15 protein-coding genes are annotated in these 17,269 nt (G+C 64.2%); 11 read left to right on the top strand and 4 right to left on the bottom strand.

The genetic code is table 11. The annotated features are described in order from the left end of the window. Nucleotides 1-229 precede the first annotated feature (229 nt). Both DF196_RS10390 and lexA read right to left on the bottom strand, forming a co-directional pair. Complete coding sequence (locus tag DF196_RS10390; protein WP_109057757.1) at nucleotides 230-1,171, bottom strand: cation diffusion facilitator family transporter; 942 nt, start codon at nucleotides 1,169-1,171, stop codon at nucleotides 230-232. A 150-nt stretch (nucleotides 1,172-1,321) separates the two neighbouring features. Then, the gene (gene lexA, locus DF196_RS10385; protein WP_109057756.1) at nucleotides 1,322-2,050 is read right to left on the bottom strand and encodes a transcriptional repressor LexA; all 729 of its coding nucleotides are present in this window, start codon (nucleotides 2,048-2,050) and stop codon (nucleotides 1,322-1,324) included. 90 nt (nucleotides 2,051-2,140) lie between these two features. On the opposite strand from lexA, the gene DF196_RS10380 reads away from it, so the two are divergent. Both DF196_RS10380 and nrdR read left to right on the top strand, forming a co-directional pair. Continuing rightward, the gene (locus DF196_RS10380; RefSeq protein WP_241519694.1) at nucleotides 2,141-2,614 is read left to right on the top strand and encodes a LysM peptidoglycan-binding domain-containing protein; all 474 of its coding nucleotides are present in this window, start codon (nucleotides 2,141-2,143) and stop codon (nucleotides 2,612-2,614) included. Between the two features lie 51 nt (nucleotides 2,615-2,665). Then, the gene (nrdR, locus tag DF196_RS10375; RefSeq protein ID WP_109057755.1) at nucleotides 2,666-3,121 is read left to right on the top strand and encodes a transcriptional regulator NrdR; all 456 of its coding nucleotides are present in this window, start codon (nucleotides 2,666-2,668) and stop codon (nucleotides 3,119-3,121) included. Nucleotides 3,122-3,268: 147 nt separating this feature from the next. Here the strand turns inward: nrdR and serA are convergent, their stop codons facing one another. Then, nucleotides 3,269-4,468 (bottom strand): phosphoglycerate dehydrogenase, encoded by a 1,200-nt coding sequence (gene serA, locus DF196_RS10370; protein WP_109057754.1) that lies wholly within the window; start codon nucleotides 4,466-4,468, stop codon nucleotides 3,269-3,271. A gap of 11 nt (nucleotides 4,469-4,479) precedes the next feature. After that, a complete protein-coding gene (locus DF196_RS10365; RefSeq protein ID WP_109057753.1) occupies nucleotides 4,480-6,759 on the bottom strand; it encodes a HelD family protein in 2,280 nt (759 codons plus the stop codon). A gap of 305 nt (nucleotides 6,760-7,064) precedes the next feature. Between DF196_RS10365 and mraZ the strand changes: the two genes are divergently transcribed. The 9 genes from mraZ (at nucleotide 7,065) to ftsW (ending at nucleotide 17,256) form a co-directional block, all read left to right on the top strand. Beyond that, nucleotides 7,065-7,586, top strand: a complete 522-nt coding sequence (mraZ, locus tag DF196_RS10360) for a division/cell wall cluster transcriptional repressor MraZ (protein ID WP_109057752.1) — start codon at nucleotides 7,065-7,067, stop codon at nucleotides 7,584-7,586. Then, on the top strand, nucleotides 7,586-8,677 hold the full coding sequence (gene rsmH, locus DF196_RS10355) for a 16S rRNA (cytosine(1402)-N(4))-methyltransferase RsmH (protein ID WP_109057751.1): 1,092 nt from the start codon (nucleotides 7,586-7,588) through the stop codon (nucleotides 8,675-8,677). The genes mraZ and rsmH overlap by 1 nt, the downstream gene beginning before the upstream one ends. Continuing rightward, the gene (gene ftsL / locus DF196_RS10350) at nucleotides 8,677-9,123 is read left to right on the top strand and encodes a cell division protein FtsL (protein WP_170115046.1); all 447 of its coding nucleotides are present in this window, start codon (nucleotides 8,677-8,679) and stop codon (nucleotides 9,121-9,123) included. Before rsmH ends, ftsL begins: the two co-directional genes overlap by 1 nt. Further along, entirely contained in the window at nucleotides 9,124-10,926 is a 1,803-nt protein-coding gene (locus tag DF196_RS10345; protein WP_109057750.1) for a peptidoglycan D,D-transpeptidase FtsI family protein, read from the top strand. Nucleotides 10,927-10,952: 26 nt separating this feature from the next. After that, complete coding sequence (locus DF196_RS10340; protein WP_109057749.1) at nucleotides 10,953-11,822, top strand: hypothetical protein; 870 nt, start codon at nucleotides 10,953-10,955, stop codon at nucleotides 11,820-11,822. 114 nt (nucleotides 11,823-11,936) lie between these two features. Beyond that, nucleotides 11,937-13,403: a UDP-N-acetylmuramoyl-tripeptide--D-alanyl-D-alanine ligase gene (locus tag DF196_RS10335; RefSeq protein ID WP_109057748.1), complete on the top strand. Its 1,467-nt coding sequence runs from the start codon at nucleotides 11,937-11,939 to the stop codon at nucleotides 13,401-13,403. Between the two features lie 42 nt (nucleotides 13,404-13,445). Next, nucleotides 13,446-14,552, top strand: a complete 1,107-nt coding sequence (gene mraY / locus DF196_RS10330; RefSeq protein ID WP_109057747.1) for a phospho-N-acetylmuramoyl-pentapeptide-transferase — start codon at nucleotides 13,446-13,448, stop codon at nucleotides 14,550-14,552. Between the two features lie 54 nt (nucleotides 14,553-14,606). Next, the gene (gene murD / locus DF196_RS10325) at nucleotides 14,607-16,052 is read left to right on the top strand and encodes a UDP-N-acetylmuramoyl-L-alanine--D-glutamate ligase (RefSeq protein WP_109057746.1); all 1,446 of its coding nucleotides are present in this window, start codon (nucleotides 14,607-14,609) and stop codon (nucleotides 16,050-16,052) included. Further along, nucleotides 16,039-17,256, top strand: coding sequence for a putative lipid II flippase FtsW (gene ftsW, locus DF196_RS10320; protein ID WP_109057745.1), 1,218 nt, complete (start codon nucleotides 16,039-16,041; stop codon nucleotides 17,254-17,256). Before murD ends, ftsW begins: the two co-directional genes overlap by 14 nt. Nucleotides 17,257-17,269: the final 13 nt, after the last annotated feature.

Raw genomic sequence — 17,269 nt, 5'->3', positions numbered from 1 at the left:
CGTACCTTCGTACGCCTTCGCTCACGCTCCTAGAGGACGCACGCATCAATCAAATATTTATTTCTGAAAACGCTCTGCGGAGCGTCCTCGTTATTGCGGCAGACTTGACGTACCTCCGTACGCTTTCGTCTGCTGTAGTTGGAGGTCGCACGCGCAGAGCGATTCTTTATACCGTGATGAGGGGCTGATTCGATTGCGAATCAGCCCCTTTGTCGTATGTGATGGCGTACTACTTATGGAGGTTGGGAGCGGAAGGGGTGGTGTAACCTTCGGGCTCGAGCTGGAAGGTAGTGTGGGGAACCGAGACGGGGAAGTGCTCGCGCAGACAGTCCTGCAGCTGGGTGAGGATCTGCCCGGCCTGATCCATGGTGAGACCACGTTCCACCACTACATGCGCCATGAGGATCGGCATGCCGGTGGACACGGTGCTGGCGTGCAGGTCGTGGACGGCCACCACGTGCGGCACGTTTTCCATATGCTTGCGGACTTGGTCCAAGTCCAGACCTTCCGGCGTCTCCTCCAACAGCACGCGCACCGCATTGTGCAGCAGTTTGATGGCGCGAGGAATCATCAGCAGGGCGATCGCCGCGCCGGCCACGGCATCGAAGCCGCTCCAGCCGGTCGAGAGCATCACTAGGGCCGAGACCACGACCGCCACCGAACCGAGTGCGTCGTTCATGACCTCCAGGAACGCGGCCTTCATGTTCATGTTGTCCTCACGCTGCGAGGCGAGAATGAATATGGAAACGACGTTCGCGGCCAAGCCCAGAATGCCGACGAACAGCAGCAGATCCACATCCGCTATCTCCGTGTGCGATCCGCCGAACAGACGCATGGCGGCCTCCACCAGGGCATAGATGCCCACGATGAGCAGCACCACCGCGCCCGCGGCCGCCGTAAGCACCTCGAGACGGGCCCAGCCCCAAGTGCGGGTGCTGTTCGGCTTGCGGCGCATGAGCATCGCCGTGACCGTCGAGGCGATGAGCACCGACATATCGGTGAGCATATGGCCGGCGTCCACCAGCAACGCCAGGGAATCGGTGAGGAAAGCCGCCACCACTTCGACAAGGAACACCGTGCCGGTGACCGCCAGGGTGGCCATGAGCCTATGCTGATGGGCTTTCGTGGCCGGTGTGGACGGTGATGCCGTAGTTGAATGCGTATGGGCCATGATCGCGATTGACTCCTTACCAAGGGTATTGAATGAAATCGCTTCTCAATACCATTTGCGTTTTGATGCCGATACGACGGAACCCCGGTCGTCGGACCGGGGTTCCATGTGCTGGGTGCCAGTGTAGCACCGTTTCGAATTCAATGATCGTCACAGTTTGCGCAACACGGTGACCACCTTGCCCATGATGGTGGCATGCGTGCCGTCAATGGGGGAATACGCGGGGTTGTGGGGCATCAGCCAGACATGGCCGTTGTCTTCGCGGAAGGTCTTGACGGTGGCTTCGTCATCCAGCAACGCGGCCACGATATCCCCGTTGACGGCGGACTGCTGTTCGCGCACCACCACGAAATCACCGTCGCAGATGGCGGCGTCCACCATGGAATCGCCATGCACCTCCAACATGAACAACTTGCCGGTGCCGGTGAGCCGTTCGGGCAGCCGCATGACGTCATCCACATGTTGTTCGGCGGTGATCGGAACGCCGGCCGCGATCCGGCCCACCAGAGGCACATCCCGCGATTGGCTGATCGAGGCGCTGGGGAACTGATAGATCTCCGCGCTGCCTTCGACGTTGGTGATGCCCGGAACCGTCGTATTGGCGCGTGGGTTCTCGGCCGGGGCCATGGCGCCGGCCACCACCTCGATGGCGCGGCCCTTGTTGGCGTTCATGCGAATGAAGCCCTTCTCCTCCAAGGTCTGCAGCTGGTGCTTGACGGAGGAGGGGCTTTTGAGACCTGCCGCCTCACCGATTTCGCGGAAGGAGGGGGCGAACCCCTGTTCGTTGATATGGGAACGGATGGCGTCCAGCACCTTGCGTTGGCGCTCGGTCAGCAGGGATTCGTCCGGCTGCTTGGGGGAGAAGGGGATGGTGCTCACGTCGGTTCCTTTCGTTCTGAAACCAGCATACCGTGAACACCAGGTAAAATCAAACATCTGTTCGAGTGTCGTCTTGACGTATTCGAACAGATGTGCCATCATAAGAACAACTGTTCGATAGAACGGTTGTTCGAGGAGGGTGTGGTTATGTTTTGTTCGATGATGAGCCAAGGTCATGGTGGACGAGCCATCGGTGTGCGTCGCGCGTCCATGCGGGTCGTTGCCGTGCGCCGTGCGGAAAGAAGGAATGCCATCGCATCGGCGTCCGTCGAAGGTGGGAAGGGCGGTCGGCTGTGCGGCAGGCTGATCGCGGGGCTGTTGGCGTTGGTGATGGCTTGTGCCGGACTCGCCGCATGGACGGTACAGCCCGCGCAGTCCGAGCCAGGTGCCATGCGGGTGACCAGCTACATAGTGCGTCCGGGGGATACATTGTGGTTGTACGCATCGCGGATCACCCCTGCGGGGCAGGATGTCTCCCAAACCGTGGATCGGCTCATGGCGCTTAATGGTTTGGAGTCCAGTTCACTGCGCGCGGGGCAGCGGATCATTGTGCCGGCCGAGTGAGCGAAACCCCGTGATATCGTTTTTCCAGCAGGTCACGTTATTGTGGATGGCATGCATTGTCCTTTTTGCCAGAATCCAGACACCAAGGTCATCGACACCCGTATCAGCGATGATGGCCATTCCATTCGCCGCCGCCGAGTGTGCCCGGTCTGCAACCGTCGTTTCACCACGGTGGAGACCAGCATGCTGCTGGTCACCAAACGTTCGGGTGGTGCCGAACCGTTCAGCAGGGACAAGGTGATCACCGGCGTGCGCAAGGCCTGCCAGGGAAGGCCGGTCAGAGAAGAGGACCTCAAAAAGCTGGGACAGAAAGTGGAAGAGGACCTGCGCTCCAGGGGACTCGCCGAGGTGAGCTCGGACGAGGTAGGCCGGGCCATTCTGAAACCTTTGCGCGACTTGGATGAAGTGGCGTATCTGCGATTCGCCAGCGTGTACCAGAACTTCTCCGGACTGGAGGATTTCCAGAAGGCCATCGATGCGCTGCGCGAGTACGGCAACAATAAGTAGGTGTGCGCTTATGGCCGTGCAGTTCATGGATGCCGGCTGAACGGTCCATGGATCTCCACGTCCGAGCCGATCGAAACGAAAACGGGTGGGCATCGCAAGGTTGCGATGCCCACCCGTTGTTGATGCGAGGGAGGAACCATGCAGGCGTCAGCCGATGACGCGCATGCGGATGGTTCCCTCGATGTTGCGCAGGGCTTCCAACGTGGCCGCGCTGGGCTTCTGGGCGACGTCGGTCACCACATAGCCGAGCTCTCCCTCAGTGGCCAGCGACTGGAAGGAGATGTTGATGTTCTCCTCGCCGAGCACGCGGTTCACGCGGGCCAGCACGCCGGGCAGGTTGTCGTGCAGGTGGGCGATGCGGCACACGCCCTTGCAGTCGCCGAGGTTGATCTGCGGCATGTTCACGGACAGGGAGGTGGAACCCTTGAACCAGTAGTCCTCAAGACGCTGGGACACGAAGTGGCCGATGGATTCCTGGGCCTCCAGCGTGGAACCGCCGATGTGCGGGGTCAGGATCATGTTGTCCTCGTCGGCCAGCGGGGTCATGAACGGGTCGCCGCTCTTCTTCGGCTCCACGGGGAATACGTCCACGGCCGCGCCGGACAGGTGGCCGGAATCGAGATGACGCTTGAGCGCGTCGAGATCGGCCACGAAGCCACGCGAGAGGTTGATGAAGATCGTGTCCTGCTTCATGTGCTCGAACTGGTCTTCGCCGAAGAAACCGGTGTTCGACTTGCGACCGTCCACATGGAGCGTGACTACGTCGGACTGCTCCAGCAGCTCGTTCAGGGTGTTGCAGCGCTGGGCATTGCCTAGGGCCAGCTTCTCCTCGATGTCATAGAACACCACATGCATGCCGAGCGCTTCGGCCAGCACGGACAGCTGGGAGCCGATGTTGCCGTAGCCGATGATACCGAGCGTCTTGCCACGCACCTCATGCGAGCCGGAGGCGGACTTGTCCCATACGCCATGCTTGATGTGATGCGTGTGCGCGGGCACACGGCGCAGCAGGCAGATGATGTCGCAGATCACCAGCTCCACCACGGAGCGGGTGTTGGAATAAGGGGCGTTGAACACGGCGATGCCGCGCTTGCCGGCATGCGTCAGATCCACCTGGTTGGTGCCGATGCAGAAGCATCCCACGGCGCTCAGATTCGGGCGGGCGTCCAACACACGGGCCGTGACGCTGGTCTTCGAACGCACGCCGACCAGATCCACGCCGTCCAGCGCGTCGATGAGCTCATCCTCGCTCAGCGCGCCCTTCATGGTCTCGACTTCGAATCCGTGGTCGCGCAACGAGGAGGCTGCGTCGGGATGAATGTTTTCCAATAACAATGCTTTGGGCATGTTTCCTCACCTTAGATGTTCAGGGACGTCTCGTCCGCGTTTGTCCGAACTATAACCAGACGCTGGGTGGGCCTGGTCATCGCCACATACAGGTCCGAGGCCGCCACCAGACGGCTTGGCGCGTCATCCTCGATACGGCCGGGCTCTACCACCACCACGGCGTCGAACTCAAGACCCTTGACCGTCTCCGTGCCGCAGACGCTGATCTGCTCGTCCCACTCTGGCTGGTCGGCCAGACGGCGGAACTCGGCCGGGTCGAGCTTGGCGGAGAGACGCTCGCGCACGGCGGCGCGCACCGGGGCGATGAGATCGTCCGGACAGATCACGGCGATACGGCCCGTGCCATCCGAGGAGACGAACTGTCCGACCAGGGTCACAGCCTGATCGGCCGTGGCGTCCAGCAGTGCGTGTTCGTCGGCCACCACATGCTTGGCCACCGATTCGGGGACGCTGCGCACCGCGTTGACGGTGGAGATGTACAGGCCTTCGTCCTCGGCGAAGTGGGAGGCCAGGTCGGAGACCTCCTTGGGATTGCGGTAGTTGATGGTCAGCTCATTGAGATCCCAATGCGAAGGACCGAACAGACGGTTCATGGTCTTGTCCCAACGGCGGGTGCCGCCCAGCGCCGAGGTCTGCGCCACGTCGCCCACGATGGTGAAGGAGCGGGAAGGGCAGCGTCGGATGAGCATGCGCCAATCCATGGCCGTCAGCTCCTGTGCCTCGTCCACGACGATATGGCCGTACGTCCATTCACGGTCGGCGGCCGCGCGCTGCGAGGTGAGCTCGGAATCGTCACCGTTCATCTGGTCGAGCAGCATCTGGCTGGACACGATGCCCTGGCCGAGACCGGTGGACGCCAGCGTGTCCTTGGCGTACTGTTCCTCGGCGGCGCGGCGCGCATCGGCGGCGGACTGCTTGGCCACCATCTTCGGGTCGGGGCCCAGCAGATCCATCGCCTCGTCCAGCAGAGGGATGTCGGAACGGGTCAGCGGGGAGCCTTTCGGCCGGGCCAGCGCGGCCACGTCCTCGTCGGTGAGCCAGCCGGCCAGGGACTTCAGGCGTTCGGGATGGGCGAACAGCTGGTCGATGAGCCAAGGGCCGGTCATCGGCAGCCAGCAGAGGTTCAGCGTCTTGCGCACCTGGTCGTTCATGCGCAGCAGTGACATCGCGCGGTTGAGCTCCGCCTGGTCGGGCGTGTAGTCGAGCTGTTCGGCGTAGCGGGCCTGCATGCTGGAGAGCATCGAACGGATGAAGGTCTCGCGGGCCTTGTTATGCGACTGGCGGGTGCGCTTGGCGTCCGTCTGGGCCTGCTCGATGTCCGCCGCGAGCATCGGCACCTGAATGCCGCTGATGGTCACGACCGGCAGGTTGGCGGGTACGCGGATACGGGCCGCGATGGCGTTCGCCACGACCTGGGCCATGCGGCGGTCTCCCTTGAGCTTGGCGGCGCGCGGCGAGTCCACCGCCGTGGCACTGACGCCAGGAATCAGATCGGCGATGGTGCGGGAGACCACGCCGGTCTCACCCAGCGAGGGCAGCACCTGGTCGATATAGTGCAGGAACGTGGAGCTGGGGCCCACCACGAGCACGCCGGAACGCTCCAGCGTGCGGCGATGGGTGTACAGCAGGTACGCCGCACGATGCAGAGCCACCGCGGTCTTGCCGGTGCCGGGACCGCCCTGGACCACCACCACGCGATTCAGGGCGGAACGGATGATGCGGTCCTGCTCGGCCTGGATGGTGGCCACGATATCGGTCATCTTGCCGGTACGGCGCGAGCTGAGCGATGCCAGCAACGCACCCTCGCCGGTCAGCGTGCCGGCGGAGGATGCCTGGCCCACCTGGTCGGAGTGCACGTCCAGCACCTCGTCCTCGACGCCCACCACCTCACGGAAGCTCAAGGTGATATGGCGTCGCATCACGATGTCGCCGTGATTGGAGGGCGTCGCCTCATAGAAGGGACGCGCCGCCTCCGCTCGCCAGTCGGTCAAAATCGGCTCATGATCCGGACTGGACAGGCCGATGCGCCCGATGTAGTGGCGCCTGCCGTCCTTGGCGTCCAGACGGCCGAACACCAGGCGGTCCTCCACGCTGCGCAACTGGGTGAGGCGGTTCTCGTACATCGTGGCGAAGGAGTCCCGCTCGCTGCGCTGGGTGGGGGAGCCGTGCGATCCCGCCGCGCGCACGGTGTCCAGACGCTGCCACATCTCGGCACGCAGGTCGTCCAGACGTCCGTAGGCGCGATCCACCGCCTGCTGTTCCTCATGCAGCTGTGAGGCATAACTCGACATGCTTTTCTTCGATTCCAATCCGTGGGGTCAAAACTTCAAGGCATTCAAATCTACCGCACGGCCCCTACGTCGGCCGCCCGCGATCAGGGGCCCGCAGATGAAATTCGGGTGAATTTGCCGGCATCGCGGATCGGGGCCGGTCCGCAATCGGCCCGGAAGTCCCCGACACGCGCGATTTACAGGGAAAATCATCCAAAAGTGTGAGCAAATCGTGTGCAAGTGGGGAAGAATGGGGAAGCGTGGGGTAAAGTGGTGAGCCAGTTGGGTGAAGTGTATCCATCAGGCGCGGCAAAGGAGGTGGAACCATGGTCGACGAGCGGCCGGCGCAGGACGCCGAAGCCAAGACCGAGGGGTCCTCGTCGTTCGCCGATCTCATGAACGGCATGCCACCGCTGCTGCTGGGCACCTACACTCCCAAGATCGACGCGAAGGGCCGTATGGCCCTGCCCGCAAAATTTCGAGCACAGCTGGGCAAGGGGCTGGTGATGGCACGCGGACAGGAGCGTTGCGTCTATCTGCTGCCCTTCGAGGAGTTCCGCCGCATTGCCTCGCAGATCCAGCGCGTCTCGGTGGGCAACAAGGCGGCGCGCGAATACCTGCGTGTGTTCCTGTCCGGCGCCGTGGACCAGGAACCGGACAAGCAGGGCCGCGTGCTCGTGCCGCAGATGCTGCGCGACTACGCCCACCTCGGCTCCGAAGTGGTGGTCATCGGCGTGGGCACCCGCGCCGAACTGTGGAACAAGGACGCCTGGGAGGCCTATCTGGCCGAGAAGGAAGAGGGATACGCCGATATTGCCGATGATGTTCTGCCGGAGGTTGAATTCTGATGATTGATGTGACGGCCATCCACCAGCCGGTGCTGCTCGCCGACTGCGTGGCGCTGATGGCGCCCGCGCTGCAGCGCGAAGGCGCCGTGGCGGTGGACTGCACGCTCGGCCTGGCCGGCCATTCCACCGCATTCCTCAAGGCCGCACCCCAGGCCCGTCTCATCGGCATCGACCGTGACAGCGAGGCATTGGCGCTCGCCACCGAGCGTATGCGTCAGGAAGGCCTCGCCGACCGGTTCACACCCGTGCATGCCGCCTTCGACAAGCTCGACCAGGTGCTCGAGGATCAGGGCATCGATCGCGTGGACGCCGTGTTCATGGATCTGGGCCTGTCCAGCCTGCAGATCGACGAGGCGGACCGAGGCTTCTCCTACTCCCACGACGCGCCGCTGGACATGCGCATGGACGTGAGCCAGGAACTGACCGCCGCACGCATCCTCGCCACCTACGATGCCGACCGGCTGACCCATATCTTCAAGGAATACGGCGAGGAGCGCTTCTCCCGCCAGATCGCCCGCGAGATCGTGGCCCGCCGCGACAGGCAGCCGTTCACCACCACCAGCCAGCTCAACGCGCTGGTGGACGAAGTGGTGCCGCAGGCTCATCGTCCCGCAGGCAACCCGGCCAAGCGCGTGTTCCAGGCGCTGCGCATCGAGGTCAACGGCGAGCTGGACAAACTTGCCTCGACGCTGCCGCAGGCCGCCAACCGCCTCAACGTGGGAGGTCGCCTCGTGGTGGAGTCCTACCATTCACTGGAGGACAAGGCCGTCAAATCGTTCATGGCGCAGGGATTGAGAATCGACGCCCCCGCCGACCTGCCCATCGTGCCGCCCGACGCCCAGCCATTCTTCAAGGAACTGACCCGAGGCGCCATCAAGGCGGACGAGCAGGAGATCGCATCCAACCCCAGATCGGCATCCGTGCGATTGCGGGCCGTGGAGGTCAGTCGCGAGATCCCCGCACGATGGCGCTCCCGCTTCGCCGAAACCGCCGAACACCCGAATCCGTCGGCGCGCAAGTCCGGCGCACACCACGCAACACGTTCCAATACACGATCCAATCGCGGCGAACGCCGCACTAGGAGGGGCTGATGGCAGCCAGCGCACGCAGCGTCCGGTCGAACGCCGCCTCGTCCAGCCGACCCGAATCCAAGACGCAGACCTCCTCCAGGCCGCAGCTGCGTCTGATCTCCGGACAGCGCTCCGAGGCACAGGGCAATATGGTCGCCCGCGTCATCGAATGGACGCGCACCCGCAGCGCGCCGCTCGTCCACGTGGTCGTGGCCGTGGCTTTCCTGATGGCCACGCTCTTCGGCGCGCTCATGCTGCGCACCCAGATGGTCCAGAACTCGTTCGAGGCGGCGCAGATCGAGGCGCACATCAACGTGCTCACCCAGGACGTGGAGGACGACCAGGCCAAGCTCGACCAGCTCGTGGCCTCCCTGCCCGACAAGGCCAGCGACATGGGCATGGTGCCGCAGCAGGGATCCGTGTCCATCGACCTCAACGGATACAAGTCCAACGAAAGCGGGAAGTAAGTGAAGACCATCCAGCGCATCATCCGGTTCGCCAAGGTGAAGACCTTCGCGTTCAAGTGCATCGCCGTGGGCGCAGCACTCGCCCTGGTGGCCACCGCATGCGTGGCCCAGCTGGCCTCCACCCAGCTCATCGGCGGACGCCAGACCGCGCAAGCGGCCACCGCCAGCCGTACGCTGACCGTGACCCTGAGCGCCAAGCGCGGACGTATCCTGGACACCAACGGCAACGTGCTCGCCCAAAGCGTGGAACGCTACACCATCGTGGCCAACCCCGAGGCCGCACAGGAGTTCGTGCCCATCACCTGCAACGACACCACCCGCGACTACTGCGACGAGATCGACGGCAAACCCGTGGGTGCCACCGGTGCCGCGGCCGTAGGCCGTCTCCTGGCCAAGGCATTGGATATGAACGCCATGGAACTGGGCGCCAAGATGTCCGGCACGGGCCAGTACGTGGTCCTCAAGAAGGACGTGACCCCGCAGGTCAAGCGCAGCATCGACGCGCTGAACCTCGGCGGCATCGTCTGGGGCGAGCTCAGCAGCGAACGCCTCTACGCGGACGGCGAGATCCTGGGCTCCCTGCTCGGCGGCGTCAACGACGACGGTACCGGCGTGGCCGGCATCGAACAGATGGAGAACAAGGAACTCACCGGCACCGACGGCCACCAGACCTACCAGCGCGGCAACGGCGGCGAGGAGATCCCCGGCACGATGACCGAATCCGTGGCCGCGAAGGACGGCTCCGATGTGACGCTCACCATCGACCGCGACGTGCAGTGGTACGTCAAGAAGGTCCTCAAGGAAGCCAAATCCAAGTACGGCTCGCCGTGGGGCATCGCCGTGGTTCAGGACATCCAGAACGCCCAGATCCTGGCGCTCGCCGACAGTGACGAGGTGGAGGCCGGCAGCGACGAGGCCAAGATGAGCACCTCGCGCGCCGTCTCCGAGACCTTCGAACCCGGCTCGGTGGGCAAGGTCATCTCCATGTCCGGTTACCTGCAGACCGGTCTGCACAAGATGAGCGACCAGCTCACGGTGCCCGATCACACCACCCAGGACGGCCAGACCATCAAGGATTCGTTCGACCATGGCAGCGAACGCTGGACGCTCGCCGGCATCCTGCAGAACTCCTCCAACGTGGGCATGGTGCTCGCCGGACTCGGTTTCACCGACGAGCAGCGCTACGAGTTCCTGACCAAGTTCGGCATTGGCCAGCCTACCGGTCTGGGACTGCCCGGAGAGTCATCGGGCATGCTCACCAGCCCGTCCTCCTGGGATTTGCGCACTCGCAACACCATCCTGTTCGGCCAGGGCTACACCGTCAACGTCCTGCAGCTTAACAACGTGGTGGCCACCATCGCCAACAAGGGCGTCAAGCAGCAGCAATCCATCATCAAGTCCACCACCTCGTCCGGCGGTGCCGCGTCCAAGACCGGCAAGGACACGGCCACGAGGGTGATCGACGAGGATGTGGCGGCCGATATGATGAACGCTATGGAATCCGTGGCGGAAAGCTACAGCAAGTTCGTCAAGGTCGATGGCTACCGTATGGCCTCCAAGTCCGGCACCGCCGAGGTGCAGGGCGCGGATGGCACGCTTTCCTCGATCATCTCCGACTACTCGGTGGTGATTCCGGCCGACAACCCACGGTACGCGGTGACCGTGGTGCTCAAGGATCCGAGCGGCGTCTACGGCGGTCTGACGGCCGGCCCGGTCTCCGCCCAGATCTGTGAGTTCCTTATGCAGAAATACGAGGTTCCTGTCTCATCACCGCGTAAAAATGCTATCCCGGTCACGTGGTGAATGGCGCGGTAGAAAGGCGACAATCCATGAGTGCAGTGAGCGAATCCATCGCCCAGCGGATGACCTTGGGCATGCTGTCCCAACGGTACGGTCTTGAGATCGATCCGCCGTTCGCGGTCAACGTCACCGTCACCTCCCTCAGCGACAGCGTGGACACCGTGGTGCCCGGCTCCCTGTTCATCTGCGGCAAGGATACCGCCGATCTGACGCAGGCGGAGCAGGCCGGTGCCTATGCCGCCCTGTTGCCGTACAGCCTCAAAAGCAAGTGCCCGGAGATCGGCATCCCGAGGCTGTTCGGAACTCTCGATACGTCGCTGCTGGGCGATTTGGCGGCGGGATTCGCCGGCTCTCCCTCCAGCACGATGGCCGTGTTCGTGGTGGCCGGCACCGACAAGGGCGAGGTCGATGCGGGCGCCAGCCAACTCGCGGATTTCCTGCACATGCTGGGCAATCCCGTGGCCATCATCAGTTCCTCCGGATCCACCTCGATGACCCGGCCCCTGAGCCTCACCTATCCGCTGGGCATCCTGGACATGCAGCGCACGCTTGCGGTGTGCGCCGAGGACGGCGTCGCGGCGGTGATCATCGCCATGGATGACGAGACGCTGCAGCCTCACGCCCTGGAGTCGGTGAACGTGGACGTGCTGGGATCTCAGCGTTCGGCCAACATCGGCGATCTGGCATCCCTCAAAAGCAAGTACGCCTTCGTGGCGGATGAGGATCTCGTGATGATCCACCCCACCAGGGAATCGGATGATATGGCCGCCGAATCGCCGGTCGGCTCGAACATCATGCGCATGCGGCACATGTCGCTCGCCATCGCCATGGTGCTGGCGGCCGGCGTGCGCAGGAACAACGTGCGCAGTGCGCTCAGGGTGGCCAACAACCTGAAATAGTGCCGAACGTATGGATGCCGTCCATGCCGCCGATGAAAGGGTGCGGATGACGTGGCCGGCATGAACGGCATGAACGGACATGAGCAGGAAGAACGAAAAGGAGCAGATGACATTATGGTGCCGATGAGTGTGGAGGAGATCGCCCAGGCCGTCTCCGGCCGTGTGATCGCGGGGGAGGGACCTTTCGGAACGGCCACCGGTGCCGTGAGTGATTCGCGTCAGGCCAAGGCCGGATCGGTGTTCGTGGCCATCAAGGGCGAACATGTGGACGGCCATGACTTCGTGGCCAAGGTGGCCGCCCAGGGCGCGGTGGCCGCAATCGTGGACCATGAGGTCGAATCCGCCGGCCTGCCCCAGATCGTGGTGACCGACACCGTCGATGCGTTGGGCGAACTGGCCCGTCACAACATCGCTCGCCGTCGTGAGCTGCCGGGCGACTTCGACCTGATCGGTCTGACCGGCTCGGTGGGCAAGACCACCACCAAGGACCTCCTGTCCGCGCTGCTGTCCACCGTGGGCCCCACCGTGGCCCCGGTCGGCTCGTTCAACAACGAGATCGGCCTGCCGCTGACCGCGCTGAAGGTCGGTCCCGAAACCCGATTCTTCGTGGCCGAGATGGGCGCGAGCCATATCGGCGAGATCGCGCGCCTGACCCGTATCGCCCCGCCGAACCTGGCGATCGTGCTCAAGGTGGGCGTGGCGCACCTTGGCGAATTCGGTTCCCGTGAACGCATCGCCCAGGCCAAGAGCGAGATCGTGCAAGGCCTGTTGCCCGGTGGCGTGGCCGTGCTCAACGCGGACGACGACCACGTGGCGCCGATGGCAGCCCTGGCTCCCGGCGAGGTGGCTTGGTTCGGTCTGGCAGGCGGCTGCGAGCACGAGGTCGTGGCCCGCGACATCACGTCCGACGAGTCCGACCATGCCGAATTCACGCTGGTGACCGCCTCCGGCAACAGCGTGCCGGTGCATCTAGGCATCCCCGGCCGCCACAACGTGATGAACGCGCTGGCCGCCGCGACCGTGGCGCTGCGCTACGGCATGACGCCCAAGGCCGTGGCCGAGACCCTGGCCGCGCAGCACACCATCAGCCCGCACCGCATGGCGCTGAGCACCGTGACCCGCGGCGACGCCTCCTTCACCCTCATCGATGACTCCTTCAACGCCAACCCCGATTCCATGAAAGCCGGCCTTGACGGACTCAAGGCGTGGAGGCCGGCGGACGGCCGCACGCCCTTCCGCGTCGTCCTGCTGGGTGCCATGCTGGAACTCGGCCCGGATGAGACGAACCTGCACGCCCAGGTGGGCGCATACGCGGCGGGACTCGGACTGGACGCCATCATCGCCGTCGGTTCGGCCAAGGACCCGCATCTGGACTCGCTGGCCGAAGCGCTGGCCGCCGGCGCCCGTGAGGCAGTCGCTGGAACGGACCCCGTGATTCCGGTCGACTGCGCGCACGACATCGATCAGGCCGAACGCATCGTGCTGGACCTCGCTGCCGAGCACCCGGACATGGTGGTGCTCCTCAAGGGCTCCCACGCCTCGGGACTGAGCGCGCTGGCCGAACGCTGGGCCAGGAACTGAACCAACGGAACAACGAGATAACGAGATAAAGGGAAGATCCACGTGATTGCTCTGATCATTGGAATGCTGGTGTCGCTGATCGTAACATTGGCCGGCACGCCGCTGCTGATTCGGCTGGTGCACAAACTGCACTACGGCCAGTACATCCGCCAGGACGGACCGCAGTCACATCTGGTCAAGCGCGGCACCCCCACGCTTGGCGGCGTGGTCATCAACTTCGCCATCCTGTTCGGCTGGGCGGCCTCCGCGCTCTACCGCTACCTGCATTCGGGCGACGTGCCCTCCTGGTCCGCGGTGCTGGTGCTCTTCGCCATGCTTTCGATGGGCGTGCTCGGCTTCATCGACGACTTCGCCAAGGTGCGCAAGAAGCAGAACGAGGGCCTGACCGTGGGCGGCAAGTTCATCGGCCAGTTCATCTTCGCCACCATCTACGCCGTGCTGGCGCTCATCATCCCCACCAAGACGGGCCTGCCCAGCGCGCAGCCCGGCATGAGCTTCATCGAGAAGCCGTTCTTCAGCTTCGACTTCGCCGGCCGCGCCGTGGCCATCATCCTGTTCGTGATCTGGGTGAACTTCCTGATGACTGCCTGGACCAACGCCGTGAACCTCACCGACGGCCTCGACGGCCTTGCCGCTGGCTCCTCGATGATCTCCTTCACCGGCTTCGGCATCATCGCCTTCTGGGAGAGCTACCACATCAAGGGCGGTGACCACGGCGGCTACTCGTACGCTGTGTCCGACCCGCTGGATCTGACCATCATCGCCGTGTGCGCGGCCGTGGCCTGCTTCGGATTCCTGTGGTACAACTCGAACCCCGCCTCCATCTTCATGGGCGACACCGGCTCGCTGGCCTTGGGCGGCCTGTTCGCGGCCCTGTCCATCGCAACGCACACCGAATTCCTGGCGGTGATCATGGGAGGCCTGTACGTCATGGAAGCCATGAGCGACGTGATCCAGGTGGGTTATTTCAAGATGACGCACAAGCGCGTATTCAAGATGGCGCCCATCCATCATCATTTCGAGCTGCTCGGCTGGACCGAAACCAAGGTGGTGGTCCGATTCTGGATGATCGAGCTGCTCTTCGTGCTGCTGGCGCTTACCATCTTCTACGGCGACTGGGTGACCCGCTCCGGGCTGCTGTTCAGCTAGCGGAAACGCGGACGGCCTACGCTCGTCCGCGGCAGTGATTTCTAGGGAGGAACGATGCAAATCGAGAACAAGACGGTGGTGATCGCCGGACTGGGCGTGTCCGGCACCTCGCTGGCGGAGGTATTGAAGGAACGCGGCGCCCATGTGATCGGCGTGGATGAGCGCAAGCCCGAAGTCGACCTGCGTTCGTTCGACGACGTGGACTGGGACAAGGTCGACTACGTCATGTCCTCGCCGGTGTTCAACCCGCGCACGCCGTTCATCCTCGAAGCCCAGCGCCGGGGTATCCCGGTAATGAGCGAGGTCGAGTTCGCCTGGCGACTGCGCGTGGACAACGCGCGCACCGGCCATCCGGCGCCGTGGATCGGCATCACCGGCACCAACGGCAAGACCTCCACCACCGAAATGACCTCCGAGATGCTCAAGGCCTGCGGCCTGGACGCGCCCACCGCCGGCAACATCGCCTCCGGGGACATGTCCATGAGCCTGTCTCGCTGCGCCACCAATCCAGCGCACGACGTACTGTGCGTGGAACTGAGCTCCTTCCAGCTGCATTTCACCGATTCGCTGGCCCTCGACTGCGCCGCGATCACCAACATCGCCGACGATCACCTCGACTGGCACGGCGGCCGCGAGAACTACGCCGCGGACAAGTCCAAGGTGTTCCGGGGCGCCAGGCGCGTCATCGTCTACAACGCGCAGGATGCCAAAGTGAGCGCCCTGGCCGCCGAGGCGAACGTCGCCGAAGGCTGCCGCAAGGTGGGCTTCACGCTCGCGGCCCCCGAAGCCGGGCAGATTGGCATCGAGGACGGCTGGATCGTCGATAGGAGCGGCGTGGCCGGCGGGGCCGAAGGCGAGACGAGGCGCATCGCGCCCATCACCGACTTCAAGCACCTGATGGAACCGGACGGCTCGCTCTACCCGCATCTCGTGGCCGACGCCCTGACCGCCCTCGCGCTCGTGCTGGGTTATGGCGCGGACCTCGCGACCGCGCTGGACGCGCTGAAGGCGTTCAAGCCGGGCGGCCACCGCATCGAGACCGTGGCAGAGGCCAGGCTCGCCGATGGGGTGGTGCGTTTCGTGGACGACTCCAAGGCCACCAACGGCCATGCGGCACGCGCCTCGCTCTCCAGCTTCCCCGCCAAGTCCGTGGTGTGGATCGCCGGCGGACTCGCCAAGGGCAGCCGCTTCGAGGATCTGATCAAGGACCAGGCGCACACCATCAAGGCCGCCGTCATCATCGGCAAGGACCAGCAGCCCATGCTGGACGCCTTCGCCAGCCAGGCACCGGACATCCCGCTCACCGTCATCGATCCCGCAGACAACGACACCGTGATGGACCGTGCCGTCGAGGCGTGCGGCAAGTACGCCTCCGGCGGAGACATCGTGCTCATGGCACCCGCCTGCGCGTCCATGGACCAGTTCGTGTCCTACGCGGACCGTGGCAACCGTTTCGCAGCCGCCGCCCGCACCTGGAGCGAGGTGCATGGCCTCCACTGATCCCCGCCTGCGCGCCCTGCATAAGACTTCGGACCAGCCGGCTCTGGTCATCAGCGACTACACCGGCTGGCGCAGCCTGCTCAACCCCCTGTGGTGCTACCACGGCTTCCGCATGGCCGTGGTGGGCCTGACCGTCTTCGGCCTGATTATGGTCTTCTCCAGCTCCACGGTCACCATGGCCGCGCAGGGCAAGTCACCGTTCGTCCAGCTCATCAGCCAGGGCGGCTTCTGCGTGATCGGCCTGATCCTGGGCTTCATGGCCATGATGATGCCGGTGTCGTTCTGGCGCAGGGCCGGCATCGGCATCGTGCTGGCCGCCCAGATCCTGCAGCTGCTGACCTTCACGCCCCTGGGCATCGACGTCTACGGCAACAGGGGCTGGCTGAACCTGGGCTTCACCACCATCCAGCCGGCCGAGTTCATGAAGTTCGCCATGTGCGTCTGGCTGCCGTCATCGCTGCACGCCTGCGGCAGGTTCTACCGCAAGGAGGGCATCAAGGCGTACCGCTTCCCGCTGCTCGTCTACGGCATCGGACTCGCGCTCGTGGTGGGCGGCAAGGACCTCGGCACCGCCATGATCCTCATCTTCATCGGCGGCGTGGCGTTCCTGGTCTCCGGCTTCCCCGGCAAATGGATGGCGGTGGGCGCGGGATTGGCGGTCGCCATGGTGATCGTCCTGGCCGTCTCCAGCCCCAACCGCATGAAACGAATCCTGGCCACCTACGGCGACTGTTCGGCCGCGGACGCGCAGCAGGTGTGCTATCAGTCGATTCACGCCAAATACGCCATCGCCTCCGGAGGCCTGCTGGGTCTCGGCATCGGCAATTCGCGCGAGAAATGGAACTACCTGCCCGCCGCACACAACGACTTCATCTACGCCATCATCGGCGAGGAGACCGGATTCGTGGGCTGCGCCATCGTGATCCTGTTCTTCGTGATCCTCGGCTGGTGCATGATCGCCGTGGCGCTGCAGGTGCCGGACCGCTACGTGTCCATGGTGCTCATGTGCGTGACCATCTGGATCGTGGGCCAGGCACTCGTCAACATCGGCGTGGTGGTGGGCGTGTTCCCCGTGCTCGGCGTGCCCATGCCGTTCGTCTCCGCCGGCGGCTCGTCCATGATCATGTGCCTGTCCGCGGCGGGCCTCGTTGTGGGGCTTATGCGCGCGCAGCCGCAGATCAAACAGGCCCGACAGACGGTGTAGAGTACACTCGATA

Origin of the sequence: Bifidobacterium callitrichidarum (genome assembly GCF_003129905.1) — a bacterium.
In the GTDB taxonomy this organism is placed as follows: Bacteria; Actinomycetota; Actinomycetes; order Actinomycetales; family Bifidobacteriaceae; genus Bifidobacterium; species Bifidobacterium callitrichidarum.
The sequence above is the reverse complement of the archived record's forward strand: the minus strand, read 5'-3'. Positions and strand labels throughout refer to the sequence as shown.

Coding starts and splice junctions, on each gene's coding strand:
- nrdR (WP_109057755.1), top strand. CDS start 2,666: ATGCATTGTCCTTTTTGCCAGAATCCAGACACCAAGGTCATCGACACC.
- rsmH (WP_109057751.1), top strand. CDS start 7,586: ATGATTGATGTGACGGCCATCCACCAGCCGGTGCTGCTCGCCGACTGC.
- serA (WP_109057754.1), bottom strand. CDS start 4,468: ATGCCCAAAGCATTGTTATTGGAAAACATTCATCCCGACGCAGCCTCC.
- DF196_RS10390 (WP_109057757.1), bottom strand. CDS start 1,171: ATGGCCCATACGCATTCAACTACGGCATCACCGTCCACACCGGCCACG.
- DF196_RS10335 (WP_109057748.1), top strand. CDS start 11,937: ATGGTGCCGATGAGTGTGGAGGAGATCGCCCAGGCCGTCTCCGGCCGT.
- murD (WP_109057746.1), top strand. CDS start 14,607: ATGCAAATCGAGAACAAGACGGTGGTGATCGCCGGACTGGGCGTGTCC.
- DF196_RS10340 (WP_109057749.1), top strand. CDS start 10,953: ATGAGTGCAGTGAGCGAATCCATCGCCCAGCGGATGACCTTGGGCATG.
- ftsW (WP_109057745.1), top strand. CDS start 16,039: ATGGCCTCCACTGATCCCCGCCTGCGCGCCCTGCATAAGACTTCGGAC.
- DF196_RS10380 (WP_241519694.1), top strand. CDS start 2,141: ATGTGCCATCATAAGAACAACTGTTCGATAGAACGGTTGTTCGAGGAG.
- ftsL (WP_170115046.1), top strand. CDS start 8,677: ATGGCAGCCAGCGCACGCAGCGTCCGGTCGAACGCCGCCTCGTCCAGC.
- DF196_RS10365 (WP_109057753.1), bottom strand. CDS start 6,759: ATGTCGAGTTATGCCTCACAGCTGCATGAGGAACAGCAGGCGGTGGAT.
- mraZ (WP_109057752.1), top strand. CDS start 7,065: ATGGTCGACGAGCGGCCGGCGCAGGACGCCGAAGCCAAGACCGAGGGG.